The following is an 8,244-nucleotide window of genomic DNA, read 5'->3' as shown; positions in this document are numbered from 1 at the left end:
TAATTGTATTGCTGACCCTCTGCAATTATTTTTAAATCTATTTTTTTAATTGGAAATAATATGGGAATTATAAACAAATATGTCATGGTGATTGAATCTGATGAACCTCCACAAGTTTTCCTAAATGATACTATTCCAAAAGTCGGGAAAGTCATTGAACTTAAAACAGAGCAACTACCCAACCGTGTAGATGCAGCGTGGTTACAAGAAAGATTTAGTATCTCGCGCAAAGCACTTATTGAAAAATTGAGAATTTTTAACAGAGGTACTGATACTAAACATCTTTACGATCCGAAAGAAGTCATACCAATTTTAGAGAATTTTAATGTCACCAGTAGACGTGGCGCACATCGAAAGAAATAAGGGAGCAATTGCTCCCTATTTTATTTAAGATGCGTTCATCATTTTAGCAATGTCTGAAGCGGTCGGATTATAATATGTATTAATCAGAGTTTTAATATCCCTATGTCCTGTAACTTTAGCCAAGATTTCCACAGGTAATTTGCGTTTATTCACAAATCGAGTAATAGCTTCATGCCGTGTATCATGAAAATGAACTACATTATGCAATTCTGTTTTCCCAATTGCTCTTTGCCAAATTAATCTAAATGAATTTGAATTATGTGAAATTAATTTTACTCTATCCATGTAAGGGATAAGGTTTAGAAGATCACGGGCTTCTTTAGATAAGGGAACATCACGAGCATCACCATTTTTTGTGATTGGCAAATGTATGTAGTCAGGATAGATATTGTTACACGTAATCCCTAGAATCTCCCCTTTTCTCATAGCAGTTTCAATCGCAAAAAGAAAAGTCCATGCAACATACTGTCTTGGTGTTTGTGGCCTTGTTCCAATTTTATAATTAAGCGCCTTAAGTATGATTTCAATTTCACTATGACTTATTAGTCGATTACGGGCGGGAGGCTTAGTTGGCTTAGTGACCTGTGCGAATGGATTGTCTTCAATCAAGAAAAGTTCATTTTTGGCGTAATTAAAAACTGATGTGTATAAACACATTTGTCGATGTACTGTCCCAGGTGCGACTTTCTCTAAACGTTTATCTCGCCATTTTTTTACGTCAATAGGTTTAATTTCATAAATTGACTTTTCAGCAAGTTCACCAAAATAATTTTTAAATGTTTCTCTTTTTATTTGTTGCTTTATAAAGGATTTACCTCTTTTCTTATATCCAACTTCATCATAATATTTCTGACAAAGGACAAAGAATGAAAAATATGGTTTTTGCATCTGAGTTTTTTTAGGATCATACTCAGCTTTCATTTCAAGTAAACGAATAGCAGCCCATTGTTCACACTCTCGTGCAGTATCACGTGTGACACTGTCTCTAAGATTTTTATAGCGTACTTGAATACGCCAAGCATTGCCGCGCTTCACTGGTTTTTGCATAAATCCACCTTGGTGTCGTAGCAGCACCAAACACAAAACCCAAGTGTAAACTTGGGGGCGTTTTGGTGCTAAAACGGAAATAATAAGGTGTTTTTGACGCAGATTTTGACGATTTTAAACCATCAAGCTGACCAATTTAGCATTAAAAACTCTTAAATTACCTTAATTTTAGCGACTTAACTACTTGATAATTAAGTATAAAATTTTGGTAGGTATAAGCAGACTCGAACTGCTGACCTCTACGATGTCAACGTAGCGCTCTAACCAACTGAGCTATACACCTAGAATGAGAAGCATAATATGCATTTTTCAGGCTGATCACAAGTTTTTTTGAACCTGTTTGATTGCAATCGCACAGTCTTTAAGCAACTTCTTAAATTGAGCAAGATCTTTGAAATCACGCTGCTCCAAAAATACGATTTTCTGATACAACACAACCACTTGTTTAAAAGCTTCCTGATTTTCACGATCAACCGATAAACGTTGCATCCAAGCCTGAAATGTTTCAGCGGGCATTTTCTGCATGTGCTTCGGAACAGTTTTCTGAAATTTTAAAATCATTCGGTGGTATGGTGCTTGTTGTTTATTTCGTTGCCATAAGGAAAAAAATATATAGAGAAGCAATATTCCTGCTACACCACAAATCAACATGATAACGTAGCCATAAGTCGTTTCTAACCCTAGTTTAGACAGCCAGTTTTTCTGTTTATCAACATCATAGCCAACCACCTTACTCTGCCATTGATAACCCAGATAATCGCTCCAAACACGGACATTTTTTAAAAATTTAAACTGTTGCACTTGCCAAGCTTTGGTCTGCTGATCTCCCCAGATCCGCTGATCCTGAGTTAAATAATCTTGCATACTGGTGTCTAAACGTTGTGGTGCGATGATTGCCGTTGGGTCTACCCGCTCCCACCGTCCATCCAGATACACCTCACTCCATGCATGTGCATCTAACTGACGAACTTCCCAACTTTTCCCATCAAGAGCACGTTGTCCGCCTTGGTAGCCAGTGACGACTCGCGCAGGAATACCCACATATCGCATTAACATGACGAAACTTGATGCATAATGCTCACAGAAACCTGTTCGACTAGAAAATAAGAATTGGTCGATGCGATTTCCGCTCAATGTACCGGGGGTTAAAGTATAAACAAAGCCATTTTGCCTATACCACGTCAATACTGCTCGAACGTATCGTTCAGGATGACGCTGACTCTGTTCAAACAATTCATTTGCTAATTCTTGCGCCTTTTTATCCAAATCCTCATTAAATCGAGTATTTAACTCAAATTGTTGAGCTGATAAAACGCGACGCTCTGCACTTGTGCGACCTAACCATTGCATTTGTATAGGTTGATTACGTTTGATCAATTTAATTGGGCGAATACTATCATCGTGATAGAGCTGTAAATACCTTTCTTGCGGAATAGAATATTCCAACCCCATAATCCAGTTACTTTGCTCGTCTGCGGGTAAATATTGATATGCCACACGACGTGAACTGTTAGGCGTCCCTCTTATCTGTTGATTAACATAACTACTGGTCCAAGTTACACCATCATATTCATCCAGAACCAAAGCACGCCAATACAATTCTTGTCGTGTTGGAAACTGCTGCATATCTGCAACAATTCGAAAAGCCAACGCCGTAGACTGCGATAAACGTGCAATATCCCCAGGTGACATACGATCACTGATACCTGTTATCGCTTGGTCATTTTGAATCGGAATCGCCCAAAGTGGAGGGAGACGAGGAAAGAAAATGAATAACAAAATAAAAAATGGTGTGGCAATGCCAATGAATTTAAAAATTTGCTTAGCATCTTGCTTTAATTGATTTGAAGATAATCTATTTTGGTTAAACAAACCCGTTTGAATACGATATAACCCCATCAAACATATGACAAATGTTACGAAGACAATCAAGGCCATCCAAAAAGCTTGGCTATGTAACAGCAAGCTTGCAGCTACAAATAATGCAAAATTAAATACAATCAATAAATCACGTGTTGTTTTCGCTTCCAAACTTTTGGCAAATAAACAAGTACTTAATAGAGCAACGCCGGGTTCCACCCCCAGCAAGCTTTTATAATGGAAATAAATTAGACCAAATGAGATGGCAATAAACCCAAGGAGGATAAGTTTAGATATCGGTGTTAAATCCTGCTTGTGATAACGCCACAACATTAATAGCCATACAATTCCCCAAAAACCACTCAAGGTGACAGGAATAAAAGCCAGCTGTCCAATCAAGATACAAATCAATGCGGTCAAAACAGAAAAATAATTTTGCTTTGTCATCATATCATTACGCCTGTGCCAACAAGCGTTTCGCTTGGATCAATTGCGTATTCCCCTGACCTCTATCCAAACGTACATACGGCAAAATCACGGCATAATCATCACCATACTGCTCACATTGTTCGATCAACCCCATCATAAAGCTCAGCTTTTCTTCATGGTTCTGTGCTGGAATATGCTGATAATCAATTTCTAAATACTGTTGTGTTGCTTGTGCCTCAAACATTTTAATAAAAAATCCTTGCCCTCTAGCCACCTGTTTCCATGCAACATTTTGGTAAGAATCCCCAAGCTGAAATGTTCTTAATTCACGAAACTCATCTAAACGATCATGAGCGACACTCGGCTGATTTTTATGTTCTTTTTGCCACTCATAAGCTTTGGGCGCAATCCAAACCTTTTCCTGCAAATTCAAATAAGTCCATGCACGCACCAACCCCAAGGGGTAGGTAGAATAAATTTTAATTGCATCAAACTGATAAAGTCCGCGCTGTTGAGGAAAAAAAGTCAACTCAATACTTTGTTGAGTCTGGTTTAAGTAAAAGAGCTGTTGCTGTTGTTGCCAGTGAATTTGCAGATATCGATTCGTCTTTGATGGCTGCTTAAAGTTTAATTTGAGTGTTAAAACCTGACCGACTTGCCCCACCTCTGCCGTTATTAGCTCTACATGTAGACCATGTAATTGTTTAAATGTCAGATAAAAACTTATGCATAAAATTGCACTCATTAAAAAACAAAGACCCAGAATCAGGTTATTTGCATAGTTAATGCCTGCAATAAAGGTGATTAAAATAAGCACTAAGAATAGCAATCCATGCGTATGGATAAAAACCAAGACATCCCGTTGTAGAAAGGTTTTACTCTGTTCTACCTGAAACCGTTTCGAGACCCATTGCTGTATTTTTTGCCTAAATTTATTCTGCATGTGTTGGTTCTCGACTACAACACATCAACTGATTGCAAGATTCTTTCTACCTCAGCCTCTGACACTCCTAAACGATGGGTTACCACAGCAACAAATACAGCCTGTACATCATCGGTACTTACAAAACTACGACCTTCAACCAATGCATAAGCTTGTGATGCAGCTTTCAATGCCAATACGCCACGCGTAGACAACCCATGTGGTTGTTTTCTGGTTTCAGCAGCAAGGTCTAAAATATACGTTAAAACAGCTTCACTGAGATAAACCTGCTGCGCCAGTTCACGTAAATGCAAAATATCGGTTTGATCAAAAACCGCATCTAATTGATGGATCAACAGTTGTCTGGAACTTTGCTGCAATAACAGTTTTTCAGCCTGACGCGATGGATAGCCCAAAGATAAACGCATGAGAAAACGATCCAATTGCGATTCAGGCAAAGCATAGGTCCCACTTTGGAAAAGTGGATTTTGTGTGGCCAAAACCCAAAATGGTTGTGGCAATTCGTAATTGATACCATCAACTGTGACTGCACCCTCCTCCATGGCTTCCAACAACGCACTTTGTGTTTTAGGACTACAGCGATTGATTTCATCACCTAACAATATCTGAGTAAAAACAGGACCTTTTTTAAACTCAAAAACATGTTCTTTTTGATTGAAAATATTAATACCAATCACATCGCTGGCTAGCATGTCGTTGGTAAATTGAATACGTTGAAAATGCAGACCCGCTAGCCGAGCTAAAGCACTTGCCAATGTGGTCTTACCCAATCCAGGTAAATCTTCAAATAGCACATGACCACCTGCCAATAAACAAGTCAGTGCCAATTTGGTTTGTTGTGGTTTATCAAGAATCAGCTGATTCACTTCAACTAAAAAACGTTCGATTTTAGTGCCATAACACTGAATATCTTGTTTTATTTTTTGCTGTTGCTGCGTATTATCCTGAGCTGAAACTTTTTCCAGACCCCACATTATTCTATCTCCCCAAAAATAAAACAGTGCATGATTCAACATACACTGTTTTATAATTTTTACAAAGAAATCAAATAATTTCTAGCAAGGACATTTTTTCATATTTCCCGAACTTGGGTAACGTGCATCGACACAATGACGATAAAACGTTTTTGCATCCATAGGGGTCAAATCTGGATGATGTGTTTTCATGTGCTGCAAATAAGTTTCATAGTCAGGCACACCCACCATTAAACGAAAACTTTGCTGCAAACGTTGCCACAACACTGCGATCCGAGACCAATTTCGTGGTGATAACAACAATTGTTTTTGCGACATGATCGTAAACTTAATAATTTTTACGATGATCGAACCGCTTTTACGTGCAATCTTAAACTCCATCATGACCTCCTTTCAGACTATTTGCAGTCATTGGGGTTTCGGTAAATACCGCAGGCGCTTCTTTTGCTGTTGGCGTTGGACTTGCCAAGGCTCTACGAACTGCGCCGATTGATGCAATGATCATTACCACAGCCACGATCATAAAGAAGGCACATAATGCAGCATTGATTTGATTAGACAACACAATGGTTTGCATCTCGGCAACCGATTTTGCTGGCGCAAGGACTTCACCACGAGCGATCGCATCTGAAAAACGATTGGCTTGGGCAAGGAAACCAATTTTAGGATTATCATGGAAAATCTTTTGCCAACCCGCAGTCATTGAGGTAATGACAAGGAAAATCGTTGGAACGATTGTTACCCAAACGTATTTTTCCTTTTTCATCTTAAATAAAATCACCGTACCTAAAATCAATGCCATTGAAGCAAGGATTTGGTTACCTATACCAAATAATGGCCACAAGGAATTAATCCCGCCGAGTGGATCAACTACTCCTTGGTAAACGAAATAGCCCCAACCTGCAACAGCGATAAATGTACCAATAAGATTTCCAACAAATGATCTTGAGTTTTTCACTGCTGGTACCACGATACCCACTGTATCTTGAACCATGAAACGACAAGCACGTGTTCCAGCATCTACTGCTGTTAAGATGAATAAAGCTTCAAATAAAATGGCGAAGTGATACCAAAACGCCATCATTGAACGATTATTGAAAATTTCTGAAATAATATGCGCCATACCGATTGCAAAGGTCGGTGCACCACCCGTACGGGATAAAACAGAATTTTCACCCACTTCTTGGGCCAAAACAGTCAACATTTCAGGTGTGACCACAAAGCCTAGGTTTCGTACCGCTTCCGCGGCAGATTCGACGCTTGTACCTAACACTGCAGCTGGTGCATTGATCGCGAAATAAATACCTGGGTCTAAAACTGTGGCACAAATCATCGCCATGATGCCGACAAAAGATTCCATTAACATGCCGCCATAACCAATCATGCGGATATTAACTTCGTTATCAACCAGTTTTGGTGTTGTGCCTGAAGAAACCAGCGCATGGAAACCAGAAATCGCACCACAAGCAATGGTAATGAATAAGAAAGGAAATAAACTTCCTGAAAAAACAGGTCCAGTACCATCAATAAAATGTGTTACCGCTGGCATCTTCAACTCAGGCATCGCAAATACAATACCAACCGCCAAACCGAGGATGACACCAATTTTCAAAAAGGTTGATAAATAATCACGTGGTGCGAGTAGCAACCAAACCGGTAAAACTGATGCAATAAAACCATAGATAATTAAAGCCCAGGTCAATTGAGTTCCGCTCAGGGTGAAAAACTCGCCCCAATATGGATGCTGAGCAACATTGCCACCAAACACAATGGCAGCCATCATCAACACAAAACCAATGATCGAGACTTCTGCAATTTTCCCTGGGCGCAGATAACGCATATAAATGCCCATGAACAGAGCAATGGGAATGGTTGCCGCAATACTGAATACACCCCATGGACTTTCGGCAAGTGCTTTGACGACGACCAAAGCCAGTACTGCAAGAATAATCACCATCACGCCTAGCGTACCCAACATGACGATCACACCAGCAAAGGTCCCAAGTTCTTGCTTTGCCATTTCTCCCAAAGACCGACCATCACGTCGAGTAGAGATGAATAACACCAAGAAATCTTGTACGGCACCAGCAAGCACCACACCAACCAAAAGCCATATCGTTCCGGGTAAGTAACCCATTTGGGCGGCGAGGATGGGACCAACTAAAGGTCCCGCACCCGCAATCGCGGCAAAATGATGTCCAAACAACACATATTTATTGGTCGGGACATAGTCCAAACCATCATTCAAGCGATGTGCCGGAGTCAATCGCTTGGGATTTAATTCAAAAACCTTGTTGGCAATAAATAAACTATAAAACCGATAAGCAATGCTATATACACAGACCGCAGCCAGCACCAGCCAAACTGCATTCACATGTTCACCTCGACTCACCGCAAGTATCCCAAATGAGATAGCGCCTACAACGGCAACCAAACTCCATAAAAGTTTGGAGGGAAGTGATGATTTTGTTTGTGTTGTTTCCATTCAGAACCTCTCAAATACATAACTTTTCGTTAGTTGTTACATGGCTTTCCATACCTATATTTTCTCTTCGGAAATATCTTCGTAAGTTTATCGTTTTTAAAAGTTGATTTATCTAATACTTTGGCATAAAAAAAGGGATGATT

General features: G+C 39.6%; 7 protein-coding genes and 1 tRNA gene. 1 reads left to right on the top strand and 7 read right to left on the bottom strand.

The window, feature by feature from the left end:
* Positions 1–60: 60 nt before the first annotated feature.
* A complete protein-coding gene (locus DK207_RS09075) occupies positions 61–363 on the top strand; it encodes a hypothetical protein (RefSeq protein WP_008941996.1) in 303 nt (100 codons plus the stop codon).
* 24 nt (positions 364–387) lie between these two features.
* On the opposite strand, the gene DK207_RS09070 is transcribed toward DK207_RS09075, so the two are convergent.
* The 7 genes from DK207_RS09070 to DK207_RS09040 form a co-directional block, all read right to left on the bottom strand.
* Positions 388–1,410, bottom strand: a complete 1,023-nt coding sequence (locus tag DK207_RS09070) for a tyrosine-type recombinase/integrase (RefSeq protein ID WP_109440882.1) — start codon at positions 1,408–1,410, stop codon at positions 388–390.
* 206 nt (positions 1,411–1,616) lie between these two features.
* A tRNA-Val gene (locus tag DK207_RS09065) sits at positions 1,617–1,693 on the bottom strand.
* 35 nt (positions 1,694–1,728) lie between these two features.
* On the bottom strand, positions 1,729–3,720 hold the full coding sequence (locus DK207_RS09060; RefSeq protein WP_109440881.1) for a DUF3488 and transglutaminase-like domain-containing protein: 1,992 nt from the start codon (positions 3,718–3,720) through the stop codon (positions 1,729–1,731).
* 4 nt (positions 3,721–3,724) lie between these two features.
* Positions 3,725–4,642: a DUF58 domain-containing protein gene (locus DK207_RS09055; protein ID WP_109440880.1), complete on the bottom strand. Its 918-nt coding sequence runs from the start codon at positions 4,640–4,642 to the stop codon at positions 3,725–3,727.
* 14 nt (positions 4,643–4,656) lie between these two features.
* The gene (locus tag DK207_RS09050; protein WP_109440879.1) at positions 4,657–5,616 is read right to left on the bottom strand and encodes an AAA family ATPase; all 960 of its coding nucleotides are present in this window, start codon (positions 5,614–5,616) and stop codon (positions 4,657–4,659) included.
* Between the two features lie 81 nt (positions 5,617–5,697).
* A complete protein-coding gene (locus DK207_RS09045) occupies positions 5,698–6,000 on the bottom strand; it encodes a YbdD/YjiX family protein (RefSeq protein ID WP_008941998.1) in 303 nt (100 codons plus the stop codon).
* The gene (locus DK207_RS09040; protein ID WP_109440878.1) at positions 5,987–8,101 is read right to left on the bottom strand and encodes a carbon starvation CstA family protein; all 2,115 of its coding nucleotides are present in this window, start codon (positions 8,099–8,101) and stop codon (positions 5,987–5,989) included. The genes DK207_RS09045 and DK207_RS09040 overlap by 14 nt, the downstream gene beginning before the upstream one ends.
* Between the last annotated feature and the right edge of the window lie 143 nt (positions 8,102–8,244).

The organism is Acinetobacter haemolyticus (assembly GCF_900406815.1).
In the GTDB taxonomy this organism is placed as follows: Bacteria; Pseudomonadota; Gammaproteobacteria; order Pseudomonadales; family Moraxellaceae; genus Acinetobacter; species Acinetobacter haemolyticus_A.
The sequence above is the reverse complement of the archived record's forward strand: the minus strand, read 5'-3'. Positions and strand labels throughout refer to the sequence as shown.

Bases quoted from the DNA above. Each gene is read 5' to 3' on its own strand.
- DK207_RS09075 (WP_008941996.1), top strand. From the start codon at position 61: ATGGGAATTATAAACAAATATGTCATGGTGATTGAATCTGATGAACCT.
- DK207_RS09070 (WP_109440882.1), bottom strand. From the start codon at position 1,410: ATGCAAAAACCAGTGAAGCGCGGCAATGCTTGGCGTATTCAAGTACGC.
- DK207_RS09060 (WP_109440881.1), bottom strand. From the start codon at position 3,720: ATGATGACAAAGCAAAATTATTTTTCTGTTTTGACCGCATTGATTTGT.
- DK207_RS09055 (WP_109440880.1), bottom strand. From the start codon at position 4,642: ATGCAGAATAAATTTAGGCAAAAAATACAGCAATGGGTCTCGAAACGG.
- DK207_RS09050 (WP_109440879.1), bottom strand. From the start codon at position 5,616: ATGTGGGGTCTGGAAAAAGTTTCAGCTCAGGATAATACGCAGCAACAG.
- DK207_RS09045 (WP_008941998.1), bottom strand. From the start codon at position 6,000: ATGATGGAGTTTAAGATTGCACGTAAAAGCGGTTCGATCATCGTAAAA.
- DK207_RS09040 (WP_109440878.1), bottom strand. From the start codon at position 8,101: ATGGAAACAACACAAACAAAATCATCACTTCCCTCCAAACTTTTATGG.